We start from the raw sequence: 24,770 nt of genomic DNA on the forward strand, positions 1-24,770 counted from the left end.
ACGGCCAGGCAGGCAGTCAGGGGCATAGGCTGGGTGGCATGACTTCATCAGAGACTATGGCGGGGGGCCTGAGGCCCCGACCGGTGGTTGATCGGCTGCCCCGCTACGCCGCCGGCAAGCCGCCCGTCGCCGTCGACGGCCTTGCAAGCTACAAGCTGTCGTCCAACGAGAACCCGCTGCCGCCCATCCCTGCCGTGGTGGAGGCCATTGCCGCCCAGACCGACTTCAACCGCTACCCCGACCCGCTCAGCACCAAGCTGCGCACCGCGCTCGCCGGGTTCCTCGACGTCCCGGCCGAGGACATCGTCACCGGTGCCGGCAGCCTCGGCGCCCTCACCCAGCTGCTGGCTACGTTCGCCGGGCAGAATGACGATGGCAAACCGGACGAAGTGATCTACGCATGGCGGTCCTTCGAGGCCTACCCCATCTGCGTCGGGCTGGCCGGGGCGGAAAGCGTCCGGATTCCCGTGACGGCTGACGGGCGCCATGACCTCGACGCCATGGCCGCAGCCGTGACAGCGCGAACAAGGGTGATCCTGCTCTGCACCCCCAACAACCCCACCGGCCCCATCCTGACCGCCGCGGAAACTGAGCGGTTCATCAGGTCCGTGCCTTCGGACGTTGTGGTGGTCATCGACGAGGCCTACCAGGAGTTCGTCCGGGCAGAAGACGCCGTGGACGGCATCCGGATGTACCGCAAGTACCCCAATGTGGTGGTGCTCAGGACGTTCTCCAAGGCACACGGCCTGGCTGGCCTCCGCGTCGGCTACAGCGTTTCCCAGCCCCAGCTCACCCAGCACCTGCGCGTCGCCGCCACCCCGTTCGCGGTCTCGCAGATCGCCGAACAGGCCGCGGTGGTGTCCCTGCAGAATTTTGACCAGGTTGTAGAAAGGGTACAAAGCCTGGTGGAGGAGCGGGACCGCGTGTCAGCGGGCCTCCGGGACCTCGGCTGGTTCGTCCCGGACGCGCAGGGGAACTTTGTCTGGCTTGATCTGGGCGCGAACAGCGCGGAGTTTGCCCAGCTCGCCGGCGAACGTGCACTGTCTGTGCGCGCCTTCGGAAATGAAGGCGTCAGGGTCAGCATCGGCGAAGCGGAAGCGAACACCCGTTTCCTGGAACTCTGTGCGGTTTACACAAAACCGCCACGCCGTTCCTAGCGCTTAACAAACAGCCGGCGCTACCTACGCCGGATAAAGTAAGGAACAGTAAGCCAAATATATATGCCTCGCCGGGAATGCATTCCCCGCGAGGCATATATCCCAGCGACATTGCAACGCATCCGGATGCGGCAGGCAAGGAGACGGTATGGGCGCAACACATCTGCCCTCCACCGAGTTCGATGGAACGGAACTGGACGACCAGCTCGAGGCGCAGGCCGAGGCTGCCTTGGGCGTGCCTCCGACTGAAATGGTCCAGCTTCTGCGCCCCGATGGCACGCTGGGCGCGGACTCCGTATTTTCCGAGTACGCCCAGCGTCTCGACGCCGAAAAGTTCCGGGGTTTCTACGCGGACATGGCGGCCATCCGTCGCTTTGACCAGGAGGCCACGGCCCTGCAGCGGCAGGGCCAGCTGGCATTGTGGGTTCCGCTCACGGGCCAGGAAGCCGCCCAGATCGGATCCGGGCGGGCCAGCCAGCCGCAGGACTACATATTCCCCACCTACCGTGAGCACGGCGTCGCGCTGACCCGCAACGTGGACCTGGCCGAACTGCTGAAGCAGTTCCGCGGCGTCTCCAACGGCGGCTGGAACCCCAAGGACACCAATTTCCACCTGTACACACTGGTCCTGGCTGCGCAGACGCCGCACGCCGTCGGATATGCCATGGGCATCCAGCGCGACCAGCGGCTGGCAGCGGCCCAGGGTGTGGAAGGCTCGGCCGAACCGAAGGCCGCCGTCATGGTCTACTTCGGCGACGGTGCGAGCTCCGAGGGTGACGTCCACGAGTCCATGGTCTTCGCCTCCTCGTACAATGCCCCGGTGGTCTTCTTCTGCCAGAACAACCACTGGGCTATCTCCGTGCCCACAGCTGTGCAGACCCGCATCCCGCTCTCCAACCGCGCCAAGGGCTACGGGTTCCCGGGCATCCGCGTGGACGGCAACGACGTCATCGCTGTCCACGCAGTCACCGAATGGGCGCTCGAACACGCGCGGCAGGGCAACGGACCGGTCCTGATTGAGGCCTTCACCTACCGGGTGGGAGCCCACACCACAGCCGACGACCCCACGAAGTACCGCGAGTCCTCAGAAGAGGCCCTGTGGCGCGAAAAGGACCCGCTGGACCGCCTGGAGAAGTACCTCCGCTCCGAGGGCATGGCCGACGAGGCCTTCTTCGCCAAGGTTGCTGCCGAGGGCGACGAACTCGCCGCCTACATCCGCAAGTCCACGTACGCGTCGGACGCCCCGGACATCAGGACGGCCTTTGCCAACACCTACGTCGAGGCGCATCCGCTCGTGGCCGAGGAACTGGCGTGGTTCGAGCAGTACAGCGCCGGCTTTGCCGGCGAGGACGAGGGAGAAGGGGCAGGCCGCTGATGACCACCATGACCATTGCCAAGGCCATCAACGAAGGCCTGCGCGCCACGCTCAGCAACAACCCCAAGTCCCTGCTCATGGGCGAGGACATCGGCCCTCTCGGCGGCGTCTACCGCGTCACCGACGGCCTGATCGGCGAATTCGGGCCAGACCGCGTGGTGGACACCCCGCTCGCCGAATCCGGCATCATCGGCACGGCGATCGGCCTGGCGCTGCGCGGCTACCTGCCCGTTGCCGAGATCCAGTTCGACGGCTTCGTCTTCCCCGGCTTCAACCAGATCACCACCCAGCTGGCAAAAATGCACTCGCGCAGCAACGGCAACCTCACCGTGCCCGTGGTCATCCGCATCCCCTACGGCGGCGGCATCGGCTCCATCGAGCACCACTCGGAATCGCCGGAGGCGCTGTTCGCGCACACCCCGGGTCTGCGCATCATCACCCCGTCCAACCCCCACGACGCCTACTGGATGATCCAGCAGGCCGTGAACTGCCAGGACCCGGTGATCGTCTTCGAGCCGAAGCGCCGCTACTGGCTCAAGGGCGAGGTCGACACCGAATCCGCCGGCCCGGCTGAGGACCCGTTCAAGGCCCACGTGGTCCGGGAGGGGACCGACGCCACCGTGGTGGTTTACGGCCCGCTCGTTCCCGTGGCCCTCGCCGCCGCCAACGCCGCGGCCGAGGACGGCCGCAGCATCGAAGTGATCGACCTGCGCTCCATCTCGCCGATCGATTTCGACGCCATCGAGGCCTCCGTCAAGAAAACGGGCCGGCTCGTCGTGGCGCATGAGGCTCCCACCTTCGGCGGCATCGGCGGCGAAATCGCTGCCCGAATCAGCGAACGGGCCTTCCTCTCGCTGGAGGCGCCGGTCATCCGGGTAGGGGGCTTCCATATGCCGTACCCCGTGGCCAAGATCGAAGAGGACTACCTCCCGGACATCGACCGCATCCTTGAGGCGCTGGACCGCACCTTCGCGTACTGACGCCGTTGCACCAGCGCCTGCTGACTCTTTCGCCTACCGCCTCCGCACCTCCCGGAGCGCCCGAGCTTTCGAACCCGAGGATCCCATGACGCTTAACAAGTTCAACCTCCCCGACGTCGGTGAGGGCCTGACCGAGGCAGAGATCGTTTCGTGGAAGGTCAAGCCCGGCGACGAGGTGGCCATCAACGACGTCCTGTGTGAAATCGAGACGGCCAAGTCCCTCGTTGAGCTCCCGTCGCCGTTCGCCGGTACCGTCACCGAGCTGCTGGTTCAGGAAGGGGCAACGGTCGACGTCGGGACTGCCATCATCAGCGTGTCTGACTCCATGTCCGGCGATCCTACGCCGGCCGACGCGCCGCTGCCCGCGGTCCCGGATGCCGAGCCGGCGCCGATGTACGGAAAGCTGAAGGACGACGGTGAAGCTGGCGTTAGCGGTCTTGCTGCCGGTCCGCTGGTGGGTTCCGGTCCGAAGGCCGACGCCGTGAAGCGGCGGCCGCGCAAGACGGGGCACGTTATTCCGGCGGATGCAATGCACGGTGCTCCGGAGGTTGAGCCGGTCCAGCCCCGGTCTGCCGAGGAAGTGCTCTCGGACGGTCCGGCCAGCGCCGGACCGGTGGCCGCGTCTGCCGTGTCGAGGCGGCCCGAGTGGACTCCAACAATCGAGAGCGACAAGCCGACCTTCGGCGGGGCCATTTCCGGGCTCGTAAACAGGGTCCTGGCCAAGCCGCCCGTGCGCAAGATCGCCCGCGACCTGGGGATTGACCTGGCCGACGTCGTGGCCACGGGCGCGCGCGGCGAGGTGACGCGCGAGGACCTGGTCAGCTACCAGGCGCAGCGCGATGCGGAACTGGACAAGGCGGACACCTTCTGGGGAACGTCAGGCCGTCCCCAGGAGCAGCGGATCGAACGGATCCCCGTTAAGGGTGTCCGCAAGGCCACCGCGAAGGCCATGGTGGAGTCGGCGTTCTCCGCCCCGCACGTGAGTATCTTCGTGGACGTGGACGCCAGCCGGACCATGGAGTTCGTCAAGCGGCTCAAGGCTTCGCGGGACTTTGAAGGCATCAAGGTCTCACCTCTGCTGATCCTCGCGAAGGCCGTCATCTGGGCGGCGGCACGGAACCCGAGCGTCAACGCCACCTGGGTGGACAACCCGGACGGCAGCGACACCGCCGAGATCCACATCAAGCACTTCATGAACCTGGGTATCGCCGCGGCCACGCCCCGCGGGCTGATGGTCCCGAACATCAAGAACGCCCAGGACCTGTCCCTCAAGGAACTGGCGCTGGCCCTCAACGACCTCGCCACCACCGCGCGCGCCGGCAAGACCCAGCCGGCGCAGATGCAGGGCGGCACGCTGACGGTGACCAACATCGGCGCCCTCGGCATCGACACCGGAACCCCCATCATCAACCCCGGCGAGGTGGCCATCGTGGCGTTCGGCACGATCAAGCAAAAGCCGTGGGTCCTGGACGGCGAGGTCATTCCCCGCTGGATCACCACGCTTGGCGGATCCTTCGATCACCGGGTCGTGGACGGCGACCTTTCAGCCCGCTTCATGGCCGACGTCGCCGCCATCCTGGAAGAGCCGGCACTGCTGCTCGACTGACCTGCCCGACTGGCCTGCTCGACTGACGGTCCCCGGAGGGGTACCCTCCGGGGAAAGGGGGAAGGGCCGGACAGTCAGGGACGGGGTTCCCATGGGTGAGGATCGCGGGATCGTCAGCATCCGCGTGAAGAACCGCGTGGCCCGGGCCATCACGGAGGCCCTTCAGCCGCCCATCACCGTGGCTTTGCTGCTGCTCCTCAGCCCGGCAATGGAACCCGGCTTTCCGGGCACCGTCTGGTTCGGCGCCGTGGCGGTGCTGTTTGTGTGCGTGCTGCCGCTGGCCGCCGTCGTCGTTCTGGTCCGGATGGGCAAGGTGACGGACCGCCACGTCAGCGACCGCAAGCAACGCTTCCCGGTGCTCGCCATGTCGGTGGTGTCTTTGCTCGCGGGGCTGGGAGTCCTGCTGGCCATCAACGCCCCGTACAGCGTCATCGTGGTGGTGCTGGCCATCGTGGGCGGTGTGGTGGTGCTCGCCGTTATCAGCCTGTTCTGGAAAATCAGCGGCCACGCCGGCGCCATCGCCCTGACGACTGTCATTACCGTGCTGATCCTGGGCACGCCGTGGATTCCGCTGCTGCTGCTGATACCCGCTGTCGGGTGGTCCCGGGTGGTGCTGCGCGCGCATACCGTGGCGCAGGTTGTTGCCGGCGCCCTGGTGGGAGGCGGCGTTACCGCAGCGCTCTGGTGGCTGCTCCGCGAGCTGCTGGTACGGATCGGCTGACGGCGGGCGTGGGCAGATGCCGGGGCCCCGTGGACCGGCGGCGGAGGCTGGCCTTAGTAGGCGGCGTAGGAGTTGGCCAGCAACTGGGCCATGGCCGGGTCGGCGGACATGCCTGCCATGCTCACCGCAGCGGCCAGCATGACGCCAGCTACGGCGGCGATGCCGCAGCTCACGAGCGTGAGGAACTTCCAGTCCTCGCGCACGACGCTCTTCAGCGTGTCCGGCAGCTGCAGGTCGGGGGAGATGAGATTCGGGGCGCTGTCCACCGAGCCGTCGTCGAGGAGGGCGATTACGCGGCCGGCCGAGCGGTCCACGCGCATCGCGCTGATGTGGTTGCCGTGGCGGGCAAGGAGGATGTCGTGGCCGACGAGGTGGCGACGCTGGAGTGTAAGCACTGTGTTCCCCTGAAAGGTAGATTTGGGTTTGTCCGCACCATCGGGGGCACCTCCAATTTTATCTTTCAGGGCATGCCGGACTGCCCGAAACGGGGGTGAGACTGCCCACCAGCCCGGGTGATCCGCGTCAAGTCAGGCCCGCGCTGCGGCTAATCGGCTCCGTAGGTATTCGCGATGTAGACGTCGCAGGACGCGCTGTGGGCAACGCTGTTGGCCACACTGCCCAGCACGCGCCCAAGGCCCTGCATGCGGCGGTTTCCCACCACGATCATGCTTGCGTCGAGCCGGTCCGCCTCCCTGACCAGGGCTTCTGCTGGCTTGCCCCGCGCGGAGGAATAGGTTACCTGGAGCTCGCCGGCCGCCAGCGCGGCCGCCACATCCCGGGCCACCTTTTCCGCTTCGCCGGCGTCCGAGACGATCCACCGGTCACTGCCGCTGCCGAAGACTTCGGTCCTGTCGGTATCGAATGCGGACACGACGTGGAGCCTGGCGCCCAGCGCCGCTGCCAGGTCCCGTGCCACTTCCGCTGCCTTGCGTGCGGTACCGCTTCCGTCCACGCCCACCACAATTGTTCCCGCCATGGCCTTATCTCCTTCGATTAATCGTGACTCATCTGGTGCCCCGTTCGCGGCCGCAGCTCACGCCAGGGCGTCTATGGCTTCCCGCAGCACCGGAGCCAGGCGTCGCACGCCCTCGGCGATGGCCTCCGGCGGAACGGCGCTGAACGCCAGGCGGAGTTTGTTCGACGGGGAATCCGAATGCATGAAGGCCGCGCCGGGAATGAAGACGACACCGGCATCAATCGCCTTGTGCAGCAGGGGGTAGGTGTCCACGCCCTCAGGCAGCGTCACCCAGACGAAGAATCCGCCCTGCGGCCGGGTCCAGCTGAGCCCGTCGGGCATGTGCATCTCCAGGGCCGCCAGCATGGCGTGGCAGCGCTCGGCGTACAGCCCGCGGTACGTCTCGATCTGGCCCTTCCAGTCGTAGTCCCGGAGGTAGGCCGAGACCAGCATCTGGTTCAGCGTGGGCGGGCAGAGCGTCACTGCCTCGGAGGCCAGGTAGTAGCGGCGCTGCAGGTGGGCGGGAACCAGGGCCCAGCCGATGCGCAGTCCCGGGGCAAAGATCTTCGAGAACGAGCCCATGTAGATGACGTCGTCGGGATTTCCTGCCCGCAGCGGGGCCAGCGGCTCGCCGTCGAACCGCAGCAGGCCGTAAGGGTTGTCCTCGAGAACCAGGATGTTGGCGCGGCGGCAGATGTCCACGATCTGCTGCCGGCGGTCCTGCGCCAGAGTGATGCCCGACGGGTTGTTGAAGTTGGGGATGGTGTAGAGGAACTTGATGTTCTTCCCGGCGGTCTGGAGCGCCGCGATCCGGGCCTCGAGAAGCTCAGGCACCAGGCCGTCGTCGTCCATGGGGACGGCCTCCACCTGGACCTGGTACGCCTCGAACGTGTTTAGCGCCCCCACGTAGGTGGGTTCCTCCACGAGGACCACGTCGCCGGGGTTGCAGAACACCTTGGTGGCCACATCCTGGGCGGACTGCGAACCCGCGGTGATCACCACGTTCTCCGGCCGGGCGTCAAGGATGCCTTCCGCGGCCATGACCTCGCAGATCTGCGTGCGCAGTTCCTCGGTGCCCTGGCCCCCGCCGTACTGAAGTGCCGTGAGGCCGTCCTCGGCGATGATCCGCGCGGCCGTCTCCGAGAGCCTTTCAAGGGGCAGGGACTGCAGGTAGGGGCTGCCGCCGGCGAGCGAGACCAGGCCCGGCCGCATGGAGATATCGAAAACATCCCGGACCGCCGACTGTTTGATGTTCGCGGCGCGCTCCGAGAAGAGGTCGTCGTGGCGGTGGGCTGAGGTCGCGGCCCGCTCGATGGCGTCAATGGCTTCGGCGGGGAGGACGGCTGCGGCGGCGTCGAGTGTCTCGTGTGTCACACCCCCAGACTACAGCCATTGGTTGCTGATTAGGCAACAGGTGTTGACCAAAATCTCGAAGGGAATCTGAACTGGTGCCTGCGGACGCCTTTACGTCCGGCAGGGCAGGGCATGGAATGGAGCCATGACGTCACTCGAGCCTACGCCCGCACTGTCCCAGCCCGCCAAGGCCGACGCCTTCCACCAGATGCACGAGGGCGGCCCTGTCCCGCTGGTGCTCGTGAATGTCTGGGATGCCGCGTCGTCCCGTCTTGTGGAGAAGGCCGGGGCGCGCGCCATTGCCACCTCGAGTTCAGCCATTTCGTGGAGCCTCGGGTTTCCGGATGGCAGCCACGTGCCGCCGGGCCTGGCCTTCGACGCGCTCCGCAGGATAACCGCGGCCACGACCGTCCCTGTCACGGCCGATATCGAAGCCGGGTACGCGGGTGCGGACGGTGCTTTCGACGACGGCCTGCTCCGGCAGACTGTCGCGGCGGTGCTGGAGGCCGGCGCGGTGGGCGTGAACATCGAAGACTCAGGCGGTACGTCCCTCACAGCCGTGGACGAACAGGCCCGCAGGATCAGTCTGGTCCGCAGCATCGCGGCGGAGTCCGGTGTGCGCCTCTTCATCAATGCCCGCACGGACACGTACCTTTCCGGGCAGTTCGGGGACGGCGCCTTCGAGGAAACGCTGGAGCGTGCCGGGGGCTACCTCGCCGCGGGCGCCGACGGAATTTTCGTTCCCGGCGTGACGGACCTGCATATCCTGCATGAACTCAGCCGGCGGATAGCGGCGCCGCTCAATGCCCTCGCCGGCGTCGGGTCGGCGTCCGTGGGCGAACTGCACGACGCCGGCGTGCGGCGGGTCAGCATCGGCGGCAATGCGGCGAAGGCGGCGTATGCAACGGTTTCCCGCGTGGCAGCCGAAATCCTGGGGGACGGCAACTGGTCCGAACTTGCCGGTTCGCCGAGCCACGCCGACATGGACGCCCTGTTCTCCGGGTCAGCGGGCTCTCCCGGGACGCCGGATGCCTAGCGTCCGGGTCTCCACGCGGGTCTAGCTGAGGCCGAGAACGTCGGCCAGCGGCACCCCGCTGACATAGATTTCCGCCCGGACGGCACCTACGGCCGTGACGGCTGTGTGGGTGAGCTGCGCTTCAATCCGCGGAAGGTCGCAGACGCCGCCGGGCTGCACCGCGCCCGTCAGGTTCACCACCACGGTGGTGCCGTCGAGATAGCCGGAGGCGTACTGGAGCGAGGAAGCCGACAGCGCGTTGTACAGCCCGCTGGCCGGCGGCGCGCCCGGGCCGGACAACAGCCTGCTCATGGCCGCCTGCAGCGGCTCGCTGATGGCGGAGTCGGCATTGCGCACGGCCACCAGGCTGTCGTTGCAGCCAAAGCGTACGCCGGACCGGCCGCCGTCGTCGATGGCAACGTAGTAGACCGCAGTGCCGGCGCTGGCAGCGCCGGAGGCCGCGCCCGGACCCGCACCCGGTGACATGGAACCCGGTGCGTTGGAGCCCGTCGTGGGCCCTGGGGAAGCGGGGCCGGCTGCGGCGCCGGAGGCAGGCGCGGGCTGGTCGCCGGTTCCGCCCGGCAACTGCGCCTGGGTGTCCGGACCGACGCCGGCCGGCTCGCCAGCAGTCGGGCCGCCCGGGTTTGAGCCCGCGGACGGGGGAGCCAATCCGGCCGACTGGATGGGTTCGGAAACCCCGGCGGCTGTGCCCTGACCTGCTGTTCCCTGACCTGCCGTGCCCTGACCAGCACCCTGGCCGGAGGCTCCCAGCGCGGGGCCCGGTCCGGATCCGGAGGCGGCGGGTGAGCCGGCTTCCCCGGGCGGGTTCACTGGGGGTGCCGGGCGTGGCTCGGGGGCTGCCGCAGGGGCGGCCCCGGCGTCGTACGCGTTTTGGAGGGGGGCGCAGGAGGTGAGCCACAAGGGAAGTGCCAGGCAGAAAGCGGCAACCGCCGTCGTCAGCGGTCTGACTCCCCAGCTCGACTTCATGACTGCACCGCACTCCCTGCCCCGGCACGTCCCGTACATCAACGTTACGGCGGGGCGGCGGGCCGGGGAACGGTGCCCGGGTGTCAGTTTGGCCGCAGCTCAGTCACGGATTGGTTGCAGCCTGCCCTCGCTGGCGGCCGGCATGCAGAGACCGGAAGAAAGCGCATGCCCCTGGCCGCTCGACGGCCGGGGGCATGCGGACGAGCGGAGCAGCCTAGGCAGCAGCGCCGGCCGGCTCGACGGCGGCAAGGGCGCCGAAGAGTTCCTTGATCTGCTCAACGACCTCGGCGTCGTCCTTCGGGTGGGTCTCCGCGAAGCGGACCATGGAGCCGGGGACGGCGAGCTTAGCGTCCTCCAGGACGCGGGCGCCGGCGATACCGACAGCCTTGCGGGCCTCGTCCTGGGCCCAGACCCCGCCGAACTGGCCAAAGGCGGTGCCGACGACGGCGGTGGGCTTTCCGGCGAGGGCACCGGCGCCGAACGGGCGGGACAGCCAGTCGATGGCGTTCTTCAGCGAGGCTGGCATGGTCCCGTTGTGCTCGGGGGTGACCAACAGCAGGGCATCTGCCTGGCCGGCTGCCTCACGCAGTGCGGTGGCGGCTGCCGGGACCTGGCCTTCGACGTCGATGTCCTCGTTGTAGAACGGGATGTTGCCCAGGCTCTCGTGGATCACGATCTCGACGCCTTCCGGGGCGTTCAGCTGGATGGCTTCGGCAAGCTTGCGGTTGTGGGAGTCGGCGCGCAGGCTTCCCACCAGGGCGAGGACGGTGCTCTCGGACATGTGAACTCCTTAGGTCTTGCCGCGGAACGCTCCGTGGCGGGTGGTTCTGGAGGCGTTTGGTGCCTTCATCAAGACTAAACGGACTACGGTCCGGATATTATTCCCCGGGTCTAGAATGCTTGGTGTGAGCCTCATCCCCATCCGCCCCGGGTCTTCGCCCGGATCCGGAGCGGAACGCAGCGACGCTGCCCGCAACCGGGAGCTGCTGCTGTGCGCTGCCCGGCAGCTCGTGGAGGAGTGCGGCGCCGACGGCGTGACCATGGACAAGCTGGCGGAGCGCGCAGGCGTGGGCAAGGGGACGGTGTTCCGCCGTTTCGGCAGCCGCGCCGGCCTCATGATGACCCTGCTGAGCGACGCCGAGGCCGAATTCCAGGGCCGCTTCATGTTCGGGCCGCCGCCGCTTGGTCCCGGGGCGCCGCCGCTGGAACGGCTGATCGCCTTCGGTGCCGAACGCATCCGCTACGTCCTGGAATACGGTGAGCTCGCGAGGGCCGCCGAAGCGTCCCTGCACAACAGGTTCGAGGCACCCCCGGCGGTGCTGTGGCACCGGCACATCGAGCACCTGTTGCGCTCGGCGGGCTTCGATGCGGACCCGTGGCTGATGGCCATGTCGCTCAGCGCAACCCTCGATCCCGACCGGCTGCTGCACGCCGTCCGCGTGCAGCACGTTTCACAGGAGCGGCTCGAGGAGTCATGGCGCCAGCTCGTCACCCGCGTCGCAGGGGGTACCGTGGCACCATGAGCACCGATTCCTCGACGTCCGCCGCCCCCATTCGCACCGCCGTGGTGGGCTTCGGCCTGTCCGGCCGGGTATTCCATGCGCCGCTGGTCGCCGCGGACCCCGGCTATTCGCTGGACGTGATCGCCACCTCTGACCCCGGCCGGCAGGCGGCCGCAGCGGGACAGTACCCGGGCGTGAAAACAGTGCCCGACGGCGATGCCGTCCTTGCGCTCGCTGCTGACCTTGACCTTGTGGTCCTGGGGACCCCGCCGGCCACCCATTACCCGCTGGCGAAGGCCGCGCTCGAGGCCGGGCTCGACGTCGTCGTTGACAAGCCGTTCGCCGTGACGAGCGCCCAGGGGCAGGAACTGATCGCGCTCGCGGAGCGGCTGGGGCGGGTGCTGACGGTGTTCCAGAACAGGCGCTGGGACGGGGACTACCTCACGGTCAAAGCCTTGCTGGAGGGCGGCGTGCTGGGCGAGGTGACGCGGTTCGAGTCACGCTTTGAACGGTGGTCGCCCGAAGTTTCCAAGGCCTGGAAGGCGGAGGCCACGGCGGCCGACGGCGGCGGCGTCCTGTTCGACCTCGGCACCCACCTCCTGGACCAGGCGCTCCAGCTTTTCGGGCCGGGCACGGTGGTCCATGCCGAGCTCCAGGCCCGGCGCCCGGGAGAAAAGACGGATGACGATTGCTTCGTGGTCCTGCGGCACGGGAACGGCGTGGTCAGCCACCACTGGATGAACATGCTCTGCGCGCAGCAGGGACCGCGCTACCGGGTCCTCGGCACCGGCGGCGGCTACACCAAGCACGGCGTGGACCCGCAGGAGCCGTACATCGTGGCCGGCGGGAGCCCGCTGGACGCAGAGTACGGTGTGGAGGCCGCCGAATGGGCCGGGCAGCTGGGCCGCGACGGGCACCTGGACCGGCTGCCCACCGAGCGCGGAAACTACCCGGAGTTCTACCGGATCCTCGCCGCAAAGATTTCCGACGGCGGCTCCGCCTCAGCCCTGTCCGTCCCGGTAGATCCTGCCGGCCCCGTGGAAGTCCTCAAGCTGATAGAGCAGGCCCGGGAACTGGCTGGTTAAGCACGTAACCGCTGGGTGAGCTTGTCGAAACCTCGGTTTCGACAAGCTCACCCAGCGGCGGTCACTCGGCTGCTAAGCGGAGACCAGCTCGTGCCAGTCCGCTACCAGGGGCAGGTTGTGCGCCTCGGAGACGGAGAGGTGTGCCACGTGGCCTCCGGCGATGTTCAGGCCGGCGGCGAGTGCCGGGTCCTTCTCGAAGGCGGCCTTCACGCCGAGGTTTGCCAGGGCCACGCCGTAGCGGAGCGTGACATTGGTCAGCGCGTAGGTGGAGGTGTTCGGGACGGCGCCGGGCATGTTGGCGACGCAGTAGAAGATCGTGTTGTGGACCTTGTACGTGGGTTCCTGGTGCGTGGTGGGGCGGGTGTCCTCGAAGCAGCCGCCCTGGTCCACGGCGATGTCCACCAGTACCGAGCCGGGCTTCATGCGGGCGACGAGCTCGTTGGTCACCAGCTTGGGTGCCTTGGCGCCGGGGATCAGGACCGAGCCGATCACGAGGTCCGCGTCCACCACGGACTTCTCGATCTCGTACTTGTTGGATGCCACGGTCTTGAGCCGGCCCTGGTACTGGGCGTCGAGTTCGCGCAGCCGGTTGATGTTGATGTCCAGGATGGTGACGTCGGCGCCGAGTCCCAGCGCCATGGCGGCTGCATTGGTGCCTGCGACGCCTGCACCCAGGACCACGACCTTGGCGGGGCGGACGCCGGGAACGCCGCCGAGGAGCACACCCTTGCCGCCGGCGGGCGCCATCAGGGAAGTCGCGCCGACCTGGACGGACAGCCGGCCGGCCACCTCGGACATGGGGGCGAGCAGGGGCAGGGTGCGGCCTTCCTGAACGGTTTCGTAGGCGATGGCGGTGACGCCGGAGTTGATGAGGGCCCGGGTCAGCTCGGGCTCGGCGGCCAGGTGCAGGTAGGTGAAGAGGATCAGGCCCTTGCGGAAACGGTGGTACTCGGCCTTGATGGGTTCCTTGACCTTCATCACCATGTCCGCGCGGGACCAGACCTCGTCCGCGTCGGCGACGATTTCGGCGCCCGCGATCGCGTATTCCTCGTCGGTGATGCCGGAGCCCAGGCCCGCGCCGCGCTCCACCAGGACCGTGTGGCCGTGGGTGCGGAATTCGTGAACGCCGGCAGCCGTGATGGCGACGCGGAATTCGTTGTTCTTGATCTCTTTGGGGACACCGATGATCATTTTTTGGGCTCCAGATCCGATGGCTTTCAAGGCCGGAATGTGTGGGGAAGTTGTGATTCCAGAATAGATCCGGCTGTGAGGCGCGCTACAGGAATCCGCTGCCCTGCCCGGGGCTAAACCGCGTGTTTCCGCGGATTTTCAGTCCGTCAGCTCGACTAATGTCGACCGCTGGGGCGTCAGGTGTCGCCTGATGTCCGTTCGCCCGGGACCCCCTGCGGGACGTAGTCTGTCACCATGCAGCAGGATGTGGAACAGCTCGTCGAGCGGGTGGCCCTGAAGCTGGGCCGCGGGCTTTCCCTGGAGGACCTCGACGGGCTTTTGCTGGCCTACAGCTCCAACCAGTCGCATGCGGACCGGGTCCGGGTTAACTTCCTGCTCAGCAAACGGGTGCCGCTAGACGTCAAGAACTGGCAGCTCTCGCACGGCATCGCCACCGCCGTACGGCCCGTGGTGGTGCCAGCCAACGAGGAGCTGGGGATGCTTGGGCGCGTCTGCGTCCCGCTGCTGGTCCGTGGGTTCCGGGTAGGTTACCTGTGGGTGCAGCTGGACGTGGAAGACCAAAGCGCGACGGCGATCCTCGCCGAACTGCCCGGCGTCCGGGACGATCTGGACGTGCTGTCCGGGCTCCTGCTGGACTCCAACACCGCGGAATCCGAGTTCAGGCGCAGCCGCGAACGGGAGTTCCTGGCAGCCTGCGCCGGGGAGGCCAATGCGGTGGCTGCCGTGGCGGGCTGGAAGGAAGTGCAGGACCGCGGGCCCTGGCAGCTGGTCACCGTCCTTGACGCCGACGGCTGGATGGCCGGTCCGGATCCGATCGCCTCGACGCTCATCCACCGCGCTGCGGCGTTGCAGGCCACCATCGGCGTGGACGCTGTCCTGTTCAGCGCCGGCGCGGAAACCCATTCGGTGGTCCTTTTCCGGGAGTCCACGGGGCGCGCCAGCCAGGCGCAGGTTCTGGTGCACTACCAGTTGGAGCTTGCCAAGCGTTCCGGCAGGTCCGTGGAGCGGATCATCCTTGGAACCAGTGAGGGATTCAGCCGCATCAAAGACCTAAGCGAGGCGTACCGGCAGTCCAAGGTTGCCGCCCTGGCAGCGGCGGTTGATCCGCGGCTCGGCGAGCTTGTGGATTGCCGGGCCACGGGCGTCTACCAGCTCCTGGCATCGGCCGGCGGCGGGGCCGGCGTCTGGAGCGATGCAAGTTCGGTGAATTTCCGGGCCCTTGAGGACCATGACCGGAACGGGGAACTGCTGCCCGTGTTGGAACTGCTCTACGACAATGACGGTTCCGTCCAGGATGTTGCCGAAAAACTGCATCTGCACCGCAGCAGCATCTACAACCGGCTGGGCCGCATCCGTCAGCTGCTGGGCGTCGATCCGCTCAAGGGGATGGTGCGGCTGGAGCTGCACGCCGCCCTGAAGGCACGGCGCTGGGCATCAAGGCCAAGAATCTAAGGAGCAGCTTATGCGGCGTTGCCTTCGCCGCTGGGCAACTGCTCAGCGCTCCGCTCGGCGGCCCGTTCGGTGGTCCGCTCCGCGGTCAGATCGACGGTCCGTTCCAGCGCGACGCCGTCGGGAAGAGGCTGCGGAAGTCCCTGGAGCCGGGTGCGGAACTTGGCGACGCGGCTCTGGACCCACAGGGAGACTGCCACGAAGACCACGCAGCTGGAGGTAAAAACGGCGGTGTTGTTCAGGCCCATGACGATTCCCAGGGCAGCCGCCAGACCCATTGCGGCGATGCCCGCCACGATGTGCAACCCCCTGAATCTCACCACGAATAAAGAGTAACCCCGTGCGCCAGCCGGAAACCCTGGTTCCGGGGGATCGTTGCTTGATCCTTATCACCGCGTCATTTTTGCGTGCACAGCGGCGATTTACGGCCCATGGAACGAGGCAAGGAGCCTAGTCCCGGAGGGTGACCAGCTTCCAGGGCAGGCGCGCGGGGTTGTCGGGCGAAACGTCCACTGAGATGTCGGCCCGGGCCATGTCCTCTTCCAGGAACAATGTTCCGGTGGCGATGCGTGCGTTGTTGGACGCGATAACGCGGCCGTTGGGACCCACGAGCACCACCACGGGCTCGCGGAGCTGAAGGGCGCGGAGGAAGATGCCCTCAAGGTTCGCGAGGGTCAGGTCGCATCCCAGGATCTGAATTCCCTGCGCGGTGGGCGCCGGAACGCACAGCGTGATGATGTTGACGTTGATGCCGCCGAAATCAACGTAGGGTCCGACGGCCACGGGCTGTCCGCTGGCGGTCGGGATGGTGAACCAGTCGCGGGTTGTGTAGTCGTAGTAGTTCAGCGAGTCCGGGTTGAGGTCATGGGTGACGAAACGGGGTTCGCCTGTCCGCTGCGTCCGCCACCACTCCAGCCAGTGGGTTGCTTCCCTGAGGCTCCCGGGAGCGTAGGCGATGCCGGCGCCGACGATGATGTCCGAGTGCTGCTTGATGAAATTCGCCAGTTCCTGCTTCAGGTACAGGAATTCGCTGCGGCGGGGGACGCCTGATGCCGCTGCCGCCGCGGCCGTGACGGTGTCCGCAATCTTCTCCAGGTCGACGAAAACGCGGCTGATGCTCGAGGAGAGTGCGGTGGCTGTCCGCTCGAGGGCTTCTTCTACGGTCTCCACGTCACGCACCTTCTTCGGGCCGCATCGTCAATCTGAGATGCTGCTCTATCAAGTATTCGGTCTCGTTGCGGCTGTGGCGCTCTGCCGCGCTGGCGGCCACGTCAGCGTCCCGCGCCCTGATCGCATCAACGATGGCGGCGTGTTCCTCCACGGACTTGCCGTCGATGCCGCCCTGGCCGGAGTGCCCCCACCACAGGGTCATGAGTTCGGCTTCAAGCTGAAGGGCCGCCGAGGTCAGCCTGCTGGACTGCGCTGCGATGCTGACGGCAACGTGGAACCGGCTGTCCATGCGGCGGCGCTCCCGGTCATCGGCCGCGTCCCGGTGGCGCCTCGCCAGATCTTCGAGGTGCTCCACATTCTTGGGATCCGCCCGGCCGGCGGCAAGCCGCGCGGACATTGAGGCGATGGCGGCCCCCAGGTCGCCGAGGTCCCTGAGGGCCTCGGTGCTCGTTTCCCGAAGCTTGGCCTGCAACTGTGAATCCGTGAATTCGATCTGCCGGCGAATCACACTGCCGCCGCTGCGTCCCCGGCTGGTTTCGATCAGGCCCTTCGTCCGCAGGGCGGCCAGGGACTGCCGGAGGGTGATCGGGGAGATGCCCAGTTCCCCGGCAAGTACGGACTCCGTGGGCAGCCTGTCACCTTCGGTGAGGATGCCCATCAGAATGGCGGTTTCGATCTGGTAGGAGACCTGGTCGGCCCGGCCCAGCCCCTCTGGCTCGCTTCCGCGGAGGAGCAGCAGCAGGTCAAGCGCGGAAGTGGAAATTGCCGCACTTTCCATTCCCAGGCCTCCTGCAGTCCGTGGCTCCGATGTCACCGGCGTCGATGCCCGGGCTTCGGGCGTCAGCGCTTTTTCGATTACCTTCAATCTTTGCACATTTACTTTTTTCGGCCACTGCCGCGCCGTGCGGGGCGCTACTCTCCGGATTCGCCGGCGGAGGTCCCGCCGTCGGCGGCTTCCCCGGCAGCCTCGGCTGCCGCCCGCTTCTTTTTCTGTCCCTCCAGCCAGCCCATGATGGCGGCCAGCCTGATGCGGCGGTGCGTGCCGCGGTATTCCACGGGTATCTCGCCACGGTCTGTCATGTTCCGCAGGTAGGTGTGGGAGATGCCGGCCAGCTCGGCAGCCTGCGAGGTGGTCAGCATTTCCTCCACGCTGCTCACGGTCACCGCTTCGCCGCGGCTGAACCTTGCCAGGAGGTCGACGACGGTGTCCCTCGCCTGCGGCGGGAGGCGGTGGACGGTGCCGTCCACGAAAACTGTGATGTCAGTGCCGCCGTCGAGCGCGCGCTGCAGCGCCAGCGCGTCTTCGGGCGGAAGGGCGGGCGCCACCCTGGGTGCAATCAGAGCCATGGCAGAAGCCTAGCCGTTGCGGAACGGTGCGTTGTGTATGCTCGGCGGATGAGACTTGCCGGCGGAGCAGCAGTGACGGCGAACGGCCTGACCGGCCGCGTGTACTCGTCCAACGCGCCCTCGGCGGCGGGCGAGCCGGCCTATGTGCTGCTCCACGGCATTGGCGTCTCGCACCGCTACCTCGCCCGGCTGCACGTCGAGCTTGCCCAGGGCGCGGATGGGCAGGGCCAGCAGGCGGAGGGCGCTGACCAGGGTGCCGCCGTCTACTCCTTCGACCTGCCGGGGTTCGGGGGCACGCCCCGGCCCGGGCGTCAGGTGACCGTCGGCGAATATGCGGCCTTCGTCGCGGCGGTCCTGGCGGAGCGTGGAGTCGAATCCTGCATCGCGGTGGGCCACTCCATGGGAGCACAGTTTGCGGTGGAGTTCTCGCTCCAGGCGCCCGGGCTGGTGATCCGGACAGTGCTAATGGGCCCGGTGGTGGATTCGGCGCGCAGGAGTGCCGCCTGGCATGTGCTGGCGCTGACGCGGGATGCCCTGTTCAGCGAGCCGCCATCCACCAACGCCGTGGTTTTCACCGATTACTTCCGGGCGGGGATGCGGTGGTATCTGACCGAACTGCCCGTGATGATGCAGTACCCGCTGGACGTGCGGATTCGCGGTTTAGGGCAGCCGGTGCTCGTGCTCCGCGGCGGAAGGGACCCGATCGCCCGCCGGCCGTGGTGCGAGCACGTGTCCGCGCAGGCACCTGACGGTGCGTTTGCCGAGATGCCCGGACACGGTCACGTTGTTCAGGAGACCGCTGCCGGGGATGTTGCCCGGCTCATCCGGCGCTGGGCCGGCACCGCAGCCGAGGGCTCTGCGGCGGCAGGCGGATCCACCGCCTGAAACCCGAACAGCGGGCAGGCACCAACCCAAGGACCAGGCAGGCGCCCGGAACTCCGTGCGCCTGCCTGCTTCAGACGGTTGCCAGCTGCCGGTGCCTCCTGCCTGCTTCCGGGCCGGCAGGCTTACAGCCCGAGCTCCTCCAGGACGGGCAGCTTCTCCCGGACCCAGGCCCGGGCTTCCACGGCGCTCGGCGCGGACAGGGCCAGCTTGGCCAGCTCCTGGGCCTCCGCCAGCGTGACGGTCTTCAGTACGGCGGCCACAGCGGCCAGCGACCGGGCGGTCATGGACAGGGTGGTGACGCCCAGGCCGGTCAGCACGACGGCGAGGGCCGGGTCCGCAGCGGCCTCGCCGCAGACGCCCACCGGCTTGTTGTGTCCCTCGGCCCTGGAGCCCTCAACCGTCAGGCCGACGAGGCGCAGCACCGCGGGCTGCCACGGCGTGTTCAGCCCTGCGAGCGGACCCAGCTGGCGGTCGGCGGCCATGGCGTACTGGGTGAGGTCGTTGGTTCCCAGGCTGGCGAACCCCACCTCGCGCAGGATGGTGTCGGCCGTGAGGGCGGCGGACGGAACCTCCACCATCACGCCCGGCGTCTTGATGCCGGCCTCGGCGCACATGGTGGCGAAACGGGCAGCCTCCTCCGCCGTCGAAATCATCGGAGCCATGACCCAAACGTCAGCCTCCGACTCCTTTTCGGCCTTCGCGATCGCCTCCAGCTGCCGGTCCAGGACGCCGGGAGTCGTGAAGTCGGTGCGGTAGCCACGAACACCCAGCGCCGGGTTGGGTTCGGTGGAGTCGGTGAGGAACGGGAGCGGTTTGTCCGCGCCGGCATCGAGGGTGCGCAGCACCACCTTTTTGCCGGGGAAGGCGTCGAACACGCCCTTGTACGCGGCGGCCTGTTCCTCGACGGTGGGCTCGGTGTCTCGCTCCAGGAAGCAGAACTCCGTGCGGAACAGGCCCACGCCTTGGGCGCCGAGCTTGGCCGCCGCCTGGGCATCCTTGGCCCCGCCCACGTTGGCGAGGAGGGGCACCAGGTGGCCGTCCGCCGTCGAACCCGTACCGCTGAACTCGGCCAGGAGGGACGCCGTGGCGGCCCAGGCCTCGGCGGCTGCGCGCAGTGAGTCGTCCGGGTTGGCCGTGATGGAACCGGCGGCGCCGTCGACGTAAACCTCGGTGCCGTCCGGGAGTTCGTCCACCCCGACGGCGGCCACGACGGCGGGCAGGCCGAGTGAGCGGGCGATGATCGCCGTGTGGGACTGCGGACCGCCGCCGGCGGTCACGAGTGCAAGGACCTTGTTGGGGTCGAGGGTGGCGGTGTCGGCCGGGGCCAGGTCCTCGGCCACCAGGATGAACGGTTCGTTCGACGTCGGGATGCCCGGGGCGGGCACGCCGCGGAGCTCGGCCACGATGCGGGCGCGGACGTCCAGGACGTCGGTGGCGCGCTCCGCCATGTAGCCGCCGAGGTTGTGCAGCATTTCCGAAACCGAGGAGCCGGATTCCCAGATGGCCCGCTGCGGCGAGGAACCGCGCGCGATCAGCTTCGCGGCGCCCTTGATCAGCATGGTGTCCTTGGCCATCAGGGCCGTGGCTTCCAGGACGGCCTTGCCATCACCGGTGGCATGGTCAGCGCGCGCCTTCAGCTCATCATGGACGGCGCCCGCCGCAGCCTTCAGTGCTGCCGTGGCCTCTTCGGGCGTGGTCCCCGCAGCCAGCTGCTCGCCCGCCGGAGGTTCACTGATGGGCTTGGGCATCTGGCGGATCGTGCCGATGATGCGGCCGGGGCTGACGCCTACTCCTGGGAAGTTCTGCACTGAAGGTCCTCGTTCTCTGCCGGTAGCCAGGCCCGCCGGTATCTGCCCGGGCGGAAGCCCGGAAGGTCGGAACAGCTACGTCCGATGATGCGGTTGCGGTGCCTGAAAAAAATTGTATGTGATTCAGTTCATATAGCGTTGCTATAGGTGCTAGGGTAGCGGTTATGAGTTTCGATGGCCAGCTTCCGCCCAAGATGAGGCTGTTGCGTGCGGCAGCCGAATTGCTGGCCAAATCCGCGGGGGCAGCTGTTTCCACCCGCCAGATCACGCAGCTGGCGGGCGTTACAGCGCCCACCCTCTATCACCACTTCGGTGACAAGGAGGGCCTGTTTGACGCAGTTGTCGCCGCGGGCTTCGAAGAATATGTGGCGGGCGAACGCGATTTCGCCCCGTCCGGCCAGCCGCTGGTGGACATCCGGCGGATGTGGGACAACCACGTGCAGTTCGGGCTAAAACAGCCGGAGCTTTATCTGGTCATGTTCGGTAACATCCGCCCCGAGAGCCGCCCCGCCATCGTTGCCGATGCGGAGGGCCTCCTGGAGGAAATGCTGAACAAAGCCGCTGCGGCGGGGCAGCTGAGCGTCCAGCCACGGGAAGCAGCCAGGAGCATCCTGGCTGCCAACGTGGGCGTCACGCTCATGCTGATCGCGGAACCGGTTGCGGAGCGGAACCTTGAGCTCTCCACCATGACCCGGGACGCCATGATTTTTGCCGTGTCCAGGGACCAGGGGCCGGATGCAGCAGCCGAGGACTCCGGGAAGTCATCGGTAGTCGTGGCTGCCATCGCGCTGAACGCGGCGTTGCAGGCATCGCACTCGGACCAGCTCACCAGTTCGGAACTCAAGCTCTTCCTCGAATGGCTCCACCGGATCTCCACCAGTTCCACCGGCTAGACGAAACTATCGGACCATCCTGCGGTGCAGCAGGGACCACGTTAGGAAATCACATGGCAACAGAGACAGTTGCAAAACCCAAAACCAGTGCGCGGGTGCACGTCCAGAAGTTCGGGACATTCCTGTCCGGCATGATCATGCCCAACATCGGGGCGTTCATCGCCTGGGGCATCATCACCGCGCTCTTCATCGAAAAGGGCTGGATCCCCGTACCGCAGCTTGGCGGCTTTGGCACCAACGCCGCGGGTGCCCCGAACACGGGCCTCGTAGGTCCCATGATCACCTATCTGCTGCCCCTGCTGATTGCCTACACCGGCGGCCGGATGGTTTATGACGTCCGCGGCGGCGTCGTGGGCGCCATCGGCACCATGGGCGTGATCGTCGGTGCCGGTATCCCGATGTTCATCGGCGCCATGATCATGGGCCCGCTGGGCGGCTGGACCATGAAGAAGCTCGACTCGATCTGGGACGGCAAGATCCGGCCCGGCTTCGAGATGCTGGTCAACAACTTCTCCGCCGGCATCTGGGGTGCCCTGCTGGCGATGCTCGGCTTCTACGGCATTTCCCCGCTCGTGACGGCCTTCAGCACGGCTGCCGGCAACGTGGTCCAGTTCCTGGTGAACAACGGACTGCTGCCCCTGACCAGCATCTTCATCGAACCGGCCAAGGTACTTTTCCTCAACAACGCCATCAACCACGGCGTACTGACGCCGCTGGGCATCCAGCAGTCGCTGGAACAGGGCAAGTCCATCCTGTTCCTGCTCGAGGCCAACCCGGGCCCGGGGCTCGGGCTTCTGCTCGCCTACATGTTCTTCGGGCGCGGCGCGGCCAAGGCCTCAGCCCCCGGCGCCGCCCTCATCCACTTCTTCGGCGGCATCCACGAAATCTACTTCCCCTACGTCCTGATGCGCCCGATGCTCATCCTCGCCACGATCGCCGGCGGCATGACGGGCATCGCCACCCTGGCCATCACCAACTCCGGGCTTGTTGCGCCGGCGGCCCCAGGGTCCATCATCGCGGTGATCGCCCAGACCTCCCGGGACAGCTACTTCGGTGTGATTCTGTCCGTCCTCCTTGCTGCGACGGTGTCCTTCCTCGTCGCCTCGCTGATCCTGCGCACCACGCACCACAGCGACGAAGGCGACCTCAACGCGGCCACGTCGAAGATGGAAGCCATGAAGGGCAAGAAGAGCTCCGTCGCCTCCACCCTCACCGGCGCAGGCGCCGGTGGCGGCGTGGGCGTTCTGACCGGCCCCATCAGCAACATCGTGTTCGCGTGCGACGCCGGCATGGGCTCCAGCGCCATGGGCGCCTCGGTGCTGCGCAACAAGATCAAGGCGGCGGGCTTCCCGGACGTCAAGGTCACCAACGCATCCATCGCCAACCTCAGCGACACCTATGACGTGGTGGTCACCCACCAGGACCTCACTGAACGGGCCAAGCCGTCAACGGCCAGCGCCGTGCACGTCTCCGTGGACAACTTTATGAACAGCCCACGCTACGACGAGATCGTGGAAATGGTCCAGCGCAGCAACGCCGAAGGAACGGCGGCGCCCGCCGCCGGGGCTGCAACAGCGGCAGCGCCGGCTGCCGCCACCACCTCCGGAACCGCCGCTGCCCCCGAAGCCGCCGCAGCGCCGTCGGACATCCTGGTGCCGGAGAGCGTGGTCCTGAACGGCTCCGCGGCCACCCGGGATGCCGCCATCGACGAGGCGGGCCAGCTGCTGCTGGCGCGCGGGGCAGTCGACAACGACTACATCCTCGCGATGCATGAACGCGAGGAGTCCGTCTCCACGTACATGGGCAGCTTCCTGGCCATCCCGCACGGCACCAACGCCGCGAAGGACCACATCAAGAAGTCGGCCGTCTCCGTGGTCCGCTACCCCGACGGTATCGACTGGAACGGCAAGCAGGTCAAGTTCGTGGTGGGGGTGGCCGGCGTCAACAACGAGCACCTGCACATCCTGTCCTCGATCGCCAAGGTCTTCACGAACAAGGCGCAGGTGGCGCAGCTTGAGGCGGCGACATCCGTGGACGAAGTCCTGGAACTGTTCGGAAAGGTCAACGCATAGTGAAGGCTGTACATTTTGGGGCCGGGAACATCGGCCGGGGGTTCGTCGGCCTGCTGCTGCACGAGGCCGGGTATGAGGTGGTGTTCGCCGACGTCGCGGACACCCTGATTGCCCAGCTCGCCGCGGCGGACAGCTACAGCGTGCACGAGGTGGGGGAGAACCCCGCTGTGCGCACGGTGGACAACTTTCGGGCGGTGAACTCCGGCACCCAGGAGGCGCAGCTGATCGAGGAAATCGCGACGGCGGACATCGTCACCACCGCGGTGGGTCCGCACATCCTGAAGTTCGTGGCCCCCGCGATTGCCAAGGGAATTGCCTCCCGGGCAGCGGGGCTGCCGCCGCTGCAGGTGATGGCCTGCGAGAACGCCATCAACGCCACGGACATCCTGCGCGAGTCGATCGTCTCGTCCTGGGACGAGGCCGCCGGGTCGCTGGCGGATGCGGCCGTGTTCGCGAACACGGCCGTGGACCGCATCGTGCCCAACCAGGAACCGGGCCAGGGCCTGGACGTGACGGTGGAGACGTTCTATGAGTGGGTTATCGACCGCACGCCGTTCGGCGGTGCCGCCCCGGTGATTCCGGGCGCCACCTTCGTGGACGAGCTCGGCCCCTACATCGAGCGCAAGCTGTTCACGGTGAACACGGGGCACGCGTCCGCGGCGTATTTCGGTTTCGAAGCCGGGCTGGAGAAGATCTCGGATGCCATGGCTGACGAGGACGTTGCCGCCGACGTGCGGGCCGTGCTCGACGAGACCAAGCAGCTGCTCGTGTCCAAGCACGGCTTCAGCTACGACGAGCAGGAGGCCTACGTCCAGAAGATCCTGGCGCGCTTCACCAACCCGCACCTGCCGGATACCGTGCACCGCGTGGGTCGCGCGCCGCTGCGCAAGCTCAGCCGGCATGAGCGCTTCATCGGCCCGGCAGCGGAACTGGCCGAACGCGGGATTGTCCCCGAGGCGCTGCTCGGGGCGATCGCGGCAGCCCTGCGGTTCAACGACCCCGCCGACGCCGAGGCCGTGGAGCTGGGCCAGATCCTGGCGGACTCCGAGCCCGCCGCCGCCACGGAGCGAATCACCGGACTGGCGCAGGACCACCCGCTCTTCGCCGCGGTCTGCGGCCTCGTCGAGGAGCGCAAGGCGGAGGACGTCGCCGCCCCGGCCTAGCCAACCCACAGCCGCGGCCCTGCTGCCCTGCTGCGGGAGGGACCGCGGCCTGACGG

The 24,770-nt window shown here is 67.5% G+C and carries 24 protein-coding genes; 13 read left to right on the forward strand and 11 right to left on the reverse strand.

Translation table 11 applies throughout. The features are described from left to right. The first annotated feature begins 38 nt into the window (after positions 1 to 38). From ARGLB_RS19055 to ARGLB_RS19075, 5 genes are all read left to right on the forward strand, one after another. The gene (locus ARGLB_RS19055) at positions 39 to 1,157 is read left to right on the forward strand and encodes a histidinol-phosphate transaminase (protein ID WP_043419835.1); all 1,119 of its coding nucleotides are present in this window, start codon (positions 39 to 41) and stop codon (positions 1,155 to 1,157) included. A 148-nt stretch (positions 1,158 to 1,305) separates the two neighbouring features. Continuing rightward, a complete protein-coding gene (pdhA, locus tag ARGLB_RS19060) occupies positions 1,306 to 2,532 on the forward strand; it encodes a pyruvate dehydrogenase (acetyl-transferring) E1 component subunit alpha (protein ID WP_003805651.1) in 1,227 nt (408 codons plus the stop codon). Next, positions 2,532 to 3,512, forward strand: a complete 981-nt coding sequence (locus tag ARGLB_RS19065) for an alpha-ketoacid dehydrogenase subunit beta (protein WP_003805652.1) — start codon at positions 2,532 to 2,534, stop codon at positions 3,510 to 3,512. Before pdhA ends, ARGLB_RS19065 begins: the two co-directional genes overlap by 1 nt. Positions 3,513 to 3,597: 85 nt before the next feature. After that, the gene (locus ARGLB_RS19070; protein WP_003805655.1) at positions 3,598 to 5,118 is read left to right on the forward strand and encodes a dihydrolipoamide acetyltransferase family protein; all 1,521 of its coding nucleotides are present in this window, start codon (positions 3,598 to 3,600) and stop codon (positions 5,116 to 5,118) included. A 91-nt stretch (positions 5,119 to 5,209) separates the two neighbouring features. Then, positions 5,210 to 5,839, forward strand: a complete 630-nt coding sequence (locus tag ARGLB_RS19075; RefSeq protein WP_003805657.1) for a phosphatase PAP2 family protein — start codon at positions 5,210 to 5,212, stop codon at positions 5,837 to 5,839. A gap of 53 nt (positions 5,840 to 5,892) precedes the next feature. On the opposite strand, the gene ARGLB_RS19080 is transcribed toward ARGLB_RS19075, so the two are convergent. From ARGLB_RS19080 to ARGLB_RS19090, 3 genes are all read right to left on the reverse strand, one after another. Next, on the reverse strand, positions 5,893 to 6,234 hold the full coding sequence (locus ARGLB_RS19080; RefSeq protein WP_003805658.1) for a hypothetical protein: 342 nt from the start codon (positions 6,232 to 6,234) through the stop codon (positions 5,893 to 5,895). 149 nt (positions 6,235 to 6,383) lie between these two features. Then, on the reverse strand, positions 6,384 to 6,815 hold the full coding sequence (locus ARGLB_RS19085) for a universal stress protein (RefSeq protein WP_003805661.1): 432 nt from the start codon (positions 6,813 to 6,815) through the stop codon (positions 6,384 to 6,386). Between the two features lie 57 nt (positions 6,816 to 6,872). Further along, positions 6,873 to 8,168 (reverse strand): aminotransferase-like domain-containing protein, encoded by a 1,296-nt coding sequence (locus tag ARGLB_RS19090; protein ID WP_003805663.1) that lies wholly within the window; start codon positions 8,166 to 8,168, stop codon positions 6,873 to 6,875. 124 nt (positions 8,169 to 8,292) lie between these two features. Here ARGLB_RS19090 and ARGLB_RS19095 point away from each other — a divergent pair, with 124 nt between their 5' ends. Then, positions 8,293 to 9,183: an isocitrate lyase/PEP mutase family protein gene (locus tag ARGLB_RS19095; protein WP_003805665.1), complete on the forward strand. Its 891-nt coding sequence runs from the start codon at positions 8,293 to 8,295 to the stop codon at positions 9,181 to 9,183. Positions 9,184 to 9,204: 21 nt separating this feature from the next. Here ARGLB_RS19095 and ARGLB_RS24200 read toward each other — a convergent pair whose 3' ends face one another. Both ARGLB_RS24200 and ARGLB_RS19105 read right to left on the reverse strand, forming a co-directional pair. Continuing rightward, positions 9,205 to 10,149: a GerMN domain-containing protein gene (locus tag ARGLB_RS24200; protein WP_245531572.1), complete on the reverse strand. Its 945-nt coding sequence runs from the start codon at positions 10,147 to 10,149 to the stop codon at positions 9,205 to 9,207. Positions 10,150 to 10,363: 214 nt separating this feature from the next. Further along, positions 10,364 to 10,930, reverse strand: coding sequence for an NAD(P)H-dependent oxidoreductase (locus ARGLB_RS19105; RefSeq protein ID WP_003805670.1), 567 nt, complete (start codon positions 10,928 to 10,930; stop codon positions 10,364 to 10,366). 124 nt (positions 10,931 to 11,054) lie between these two features. Here ARGLB_RS19105 and ARGLB_RS19110 point away from each other — a divergent pair, with 124 nt between their 5' ends. Beyond that, a complete protein-coding gene (locus ARGLB_RS19110) occupies positions 11,055 to 11,672 on the forward strand; it encodes a TetR/AcrR family transcriptional regulator (protein ID WP_003805672.1) in 618 nt (205 codons plus the stop codon). Continuing rightward, on the forward strand, positions 11,669 to 12,736 hold the full coding sequence (locus ARGLB_RS19115) for a Gfo/Idh/MocA family protein (RefSeq protein ID WP_003805674.1): 1,068 nt from the start codon (positions 11,669 to 11,671) through the stop codon (positions 12,734 to 12,736). The genes ARGLB_RS19110 and ARGLB_RS19115 overlap by 4 nt, the downstream gene beginning before the upstream one ends. A 72-nt stretch (positions 12,737 to 12,808) precedes the next feature. On the opposite strand, the gene ald is transcribed toward ARGLB_RS19115, so the two are convergent. Then, positions 12,809 to 13,927 (reverse strand): alanine dehydrogenase, encoded by a 1,119-nt coding sequence (ald, locus tag ARGLB_RS19120; RefSeq protein WP_003805676.1) that lies wholly within the window; start codon positions 13,925 to 13,927, stop codon positions 12,809 to 12,811. A gap of 234 nt (positions 13,928 to 14,161) precedes the next feature. On the opposite strand from ald, the gene ARGLB_RS19125 reads away from it, so the two are divergent. Continuing rightward, positions 14,162 to 15,379: a PucR family transcriptional regulator gene (locus ARGLB_RS19125; RefSeq protein ID WP_003805678.1), complete on the forward strand. Its 1,218-nt coding sequence runs from the start codon at positions 14,162 to 14,164 to the stop codon at positions 15,377 to 15,379. 8 nt (positions 15,380 to 15,387) lie between these two features. On the opposite strand, the gene ARGLB_RS19130 is transcribed toward ARGLB_RS19125, so the two are convergent. From ARGLB_RS19130 to ARGLB_RS19145, 4 genes are all read right to left on the reverse strand, one after another. Beyond that, positions 15,388 to 15,699, reverse strand: a complete 312-nt coding sequence (locus tag ARGLB_RS19130) for a hypothetical protein (RefSeq protein ID WP_003805679.1) — start codon at positions 15,697 to 15,699, stop codon at positions 15,388 to 15,390. Positions 15,700 to 15,826: 127 nt separating this feature from the next. Further along, positions 15,827 to 16,546 (reverse strand): cache domain-containing protein, encoded by a 720-nt coding sequence (locus ARGLB_RS19135; protein ID WP_003805680.1) that lies wholly within the window; start codon positions 16,544 to 16,546, stop codon positions 15,827 to 15,829. Between the two features lies 1 nt (position 16,547). After that, the gene (locus ARGLB_RS19140) at positions 16,548 to 17,324 is read right to left on the reverse strand and encodes a FadR/GntR family transcriptional regulator (RefSeq protein WP_003805682.1); all 777 of its coding nucleotides are present in this window, start codon (positions 17,322 to 17,324) and stop codon (positions 16,548 to 16,550) included. A 134-nt stretch (positions 17,325 to 17,458) separates the two neighbouring features. Further along, a complete protein-coding gene (locus ARGLB_RS19145; protein ID WP_003805683.1) occupies positions 17,459 to 17,893 on the reverse strand; it encodes a helix-turn-helix domain-containing protein in 435 nt (144 codons plus the stop codon). Positions 17,894 to 17,941: 48 nt separating this feature from the next. On the opposite strand from ARGLB_RS19145, the gene ARGLB_RS19150 reads away from it, so the two are divergent. Further along, positions 17,942 to 18,778 carry an alpha/beta fold hydrolase gene (locus ARGLB_RS19150; protein ID WP_083839704.1) on the forward strand — a complete coding sequence of 279 codons (837 nt, stop codon included), beginning with the start codon at positions 17,942 to 17,944 and terminating at the stop codon, positions 18,776 to 18,778. A 122-nt stretch (positions 18,779 to 18,900) separates the two neighbouring features. On the opposite strand, the gene ptsP is transcribed toward ARGLB_RS19150, so the two are convergent. Further along, the gene (gene ptsP / locus ARGLB_RS19155; protein WP_003805685.1) at positions 18,901 to 20,586 is read right to left on the reverse strand and encodes a phosphoenolpyruvate--protein phosphotransferase; all 1,686 of its coding nucleotides are present in this window, start codon (positions 20,584 to 20,586) and stop codon (positions 18,901 to 18,903) included. A 164-nt stretch (positions 20,587 to 20,750) separates the two neighbouring features. Here ptsP and ARGLB_RS19160 point away from each other — a divergent pair, with 164 nt between their 5' ends. Genes ARGLB_RS19160 through ARGLB_RS19170 form a run of 3 tightly spaced genes read left to right on the forward strand, consistent with a single transcriptional unit; the run spans position 20,751 to position 24,714 of the window. Further along, positions 20,751 to 21,479, forward strand: a complete 729-nt coding sequence (locus ARGLB_RS19160) for a TetR/AcrR family transcriptional regulator (protein WP_043419838.1) — start codon at positions 20,751 to 20,753, stop codon at positions 21,477 to 21,479. Positions 21,480 to 21,532: 53 nt separating this feature from the next. Beyond that, a complete protein-coding gene (locus tag ARGLB_RS19165; RefSeq protein WP_003805687.1) occupies positions 21,533 to 23,551 on the forward strand; it encodes a PTS mannitol transporter subunit IICBA in 2,019 nt (672 codons plus the stop codon). Next, complete coding sequence (locus ARGLB_RS19170) at positions 23,551 to 24,714, forward strand: mannitol-1-phosphate 5-dehydrogenase (RefSeq protein WP_003805688.1); 1,164 nt, start codon at positions 23,551 to 23,553, stop codon at positions 24,712 to 24,714. Before ARGLB_RS19165 ends, ARGLB_RS19170 begins: the two co-directional genes overlap by 1 nt. The last annotated feature ends 56 nt before the right edge of the window (positions 24,715 to 24,770 follow it).

The sequence above is a fragment of the Arthrobacter globiformis NBRC 12137 genome (assembly GCF_000238915.1).
In the GTDB taxonomy this organism is placed as follows: Bacteria; Actinomycetota; Actinomycetes; order Actinomycetales; family Micrococcaceae; genus Arthrobacter; species Arthrobacter globiformis.

What these genes read in the sequence shown, in the direction of transcription:
- ARGLB_RS19055 (WP_043419835.1), top strand. Translation starts at nt 39, where the DNA reads ATGACTTCATCAGAGACTATGGCGGGGGGCCTGAGGCCCCGACCGGTG.
- ARGLB_RS19150 (WP_083839704.1), top strand. Translation starts at nt 17,942, where the DNA reads ATGAGACTTGCCGGCGGAGCAGCAGTGACGGCGAACGGCCTGACCGGC.
- ARGLB_RS19070 (WP_003805655.1), top strand. Translation starts at nt 3,598, where the DNA reads ATGACGCTTAACAAGTTCAACCTCCCCGACGTCGGTGAGGGCCTGACC.
- ARGLB_RS19095 (WP_003805665.1), top strand. Translation starts at nt 8,293, where the DNA reads ATGACGTCACTCGAGCCTACGCCCGCACTGTCCCAGCCCGCCAAGGCC.
- ARGLB_RS19145 (WP_003805683.1), bottom strand. Translation starts at nt 17,893, where the DNA reads ATGGCTCTGATTGCACCCAGGGTGGCGCCCGCCCTTCCGCCCGAAGAC.
- ARGLB_RS24200 (WP_245531572.1), bottom strand. Translation starts at nt 10,149, where the DNA reads ATGAAGTCGAGCTGGGGAGTCAGACCGCTGACGACGGCGGTTGCCGCT.
- ARGLB_RS19085 (WP_003805661.1), bottom strand. Translation starts at nt 6,815, where the DNA reads ATGGCGGGAACAATTGTGGTGGGCGTGGACGGAAGCGGTACCGCACGC.
- ARGLB_RS19105 (WP_003805670.1), bottom strand. Translation starts at nt 10,930, where the DNA reads ATGTCCGAGAGCACCGTCCTCGCCCTGGTGGGAAGCCTGCGCGCCGAC.
- ARGLB_RS19160 (WP_043419838.1), top strand. Translation starts at nt 20,751, where the DNA reads ATGAGTTTCGATGGCCAGCTTCCGCCCAAGATGAGGCTGTTGCGTGCG.
- ald (WP_003805676.1), bottom strand. Translation starts at nt 13,927, where the DNA reads ATGATCATCGGTGTCCCCAAAGAGATCAAGAACAACGAATTCCGCGTC.
- pdhA (WP_003805651.1), top strand. Translation starts at nt 1,306, where the DNA reads ATGGGCGCAACACATCTGCCCTCCACCGAGTTCGATGGAACGGAACTG.
- ARGLB_RS19075 (WP_003805657.1), top strand. Translation starts at nt 5,210, where the DNA reads ATGGGTGAGGATCGCGGGATCGTCAGCATCCGCGTGAAGAACCGCGTG.
- ARGLB_RS19115 (WP_003805674.1), top strand. Translation starts at nt 11,669, where the DNA reads ATGAGCACCGATTCCTCGACGTCCGCCGCCCCCATTCGCACCGCCGTG.
- ARGLB_RS19140 (WP_003805682.1), bottom strand. Translation starts at nt 17,324, where the DNA reads ATGGAAAGTGCGGCAATTTCCACTTCCGCGCTTGACCTGCTGCTGCTC.
- ARGLB_RS19165 (WP_003805687.1), top strand. Translation starts at nt 21,533, where the DNA reads ATGGCAACAGAGACAGTTGCAAAACCCAAAACCAGTGCGCGGGTGCAC.
- ARGLB_RS19125 (WP_003805678.1), top strand. Translation starts at nt 14,162, where the DNA reads ATGCAGCAGGATGTGGAACAGCTCGTCGAGCGGGTGGCCCTGAAGCTG.
- ARGLB_RS19065 (WP_003805652.1), top strand. Translation starts at nt 2,532, where the DNA reads ATGACCACCATGACCATTGCCAAGGCCATCAACGAAGGCCTGCGCGCC.